Here is a 1,520-nt window from a genome sequence, read left to right as displayed (position 1 = left end):
ACCTTCAACTTCTCCAACTACCTGTCCAAGGTCAGCCCGGAGTGGAAGAGCAAGGTCGGCGAAGGCACCTCGGTGCAGTGGCCGGACGGTGTGGGTGGCAAGGGCAATGAAGGCGTTGCTTCCTACGTGAAGCAGATCAAGGGCTCGATCGGCTACGTCGAACTGGCCTATGCCCTGCAGAACGCGATGCCGTACACCTCGCTGCAGAACGCGGCCGGCACCTGGGTGCAGCCGAACGCTGAAACCTTCGCCGCCGCTGCCGCCAGCGCCGACTGGGCCAGCGCCAAGGACTTCAACCTGGTCATCACCAACGCCCCGGGCGAGCAGGCGTGGCCGATCACCGCCACCAACTTCATGCTGATGCAGAAGAAGCCGAAGGATGCCAAGCGCAACCAGGATGCGCTGGCCTTCTTCAAGTGGGCCTTCGAAAGCGGCCAGACCCAGGCCAACGAACTGCACTACGTGCCGCTGCCGGCCGAGCTGGTCAAGCAGATCGAAGCCTACTGGGCGACCGAACTGAAGTGATGGACCCGACGGTGCCCGCCACGTGCGGGCACCGTCTCCTGCACATCGTGCTGCCCCGCCCCTTCCTGGCCCTGCCGTCCCCATGAATGCCATCGCCCAGCCTGTAGCCGCCCCGTCCACGCGTGATACGCGTGATGCCCGCAACGACAAACTGTTCCGATGGGTGCTGGTCGGCACCGTCATCTTCGTCCTGATCGCGCTGGCCTGCGCCGCACTGTCGATGCTGTGGGGTGGTCGCCACGCCCTGCAGATGCAGGGCCTGAGCTTCTTCTTCTCCTCCGACTGGAATCCGGTCGAAAACAAGTTCGGCGCCCTCGCCCCGATCTACGGCACCCTGGTCACCGCGCTGATCGCGATGGTCATCGCCGTGCCGGTCAGCTTCGGCATCGCCTTCTTCCTCACCGAAGTGGCACCGCGCTGGCTGCGTGGTCCGGTCGGTACCGCCATCGAACTGCTGGCGGGCATTCCCTCGATCATCTACGGCATGTGGGGCCTGTTCGTGCTGGTGCCGGTGATGACCGAGTACGTCACCCCGTTCCTCAACGAAACCCTGGGCGAATGGCCGATCATCGGCCCGGTGTTCCAGGGCCCGCCGCTGGGCATCGGCATGCTCACCGCCGGCTTCGTGCTGGCGATCATGGTCATCCCGTTCATCTCCTCGGTGATGCGCGAAGTGTTCCTGACCGTGCCGACCCGCCTGAAGGAATCGGCCTACGCGCTGGGCTCCACCAAGTGGGAAGTGAGCTGGGACATCGTGCTGCCCTACACCCGCTCGGCGGTGATCGGTGGCGTGTTCCTCGGCCTCGGCCGCGCACTGGGCGAGACGATGGCGGTGGCCTTCGTGATCGGCAACAGCGTGCGCCTGTCGCCGTCGCTGCTGGAACCGGGCACCACCATCGCCGCACTGATCGCCAACGACTTCGGCGAAGCCACTGAAACCTACCGCTCGGCGTTGCTGCTGCTCGGCTTCGTCCTCTTCATCGTCACCTTCGTGG

General features: G+C 65.1%; 2 protein-coding genes. Both read left to right on the top strand.

The window, feature by feature from the left end; translation table 11 throughout:
- Positions 1-525 (top strand): phosphate ABC transporter substrate-binding protein PstS (gene pstS, locus AC1VAN_RS21580; protein ID WP_480986713.1); only part of this gene is annotated, 525 nt, incomplete at its 5' end.
- Between the two features lie 82 nt (positions 526-607).
- Positions 608-1,520, top strand: a 913-nt coding sequence (gene pstC / locus AC1VAN_RS21575) for a phosphate ABC transporter permease subunit PstC (protein ID WP_480986712.1), incomplete at its 3' end; no start/stop codon positions are given.

This window comes from Stenotrophomonas sp. 05L44_2, assembly GCF_056665995.1.
The sequence above is the reverse complement of the archived record's forward strand: the minus strand, read 5'-3'. Positions and strand labels throughout refer to the sequence as shown.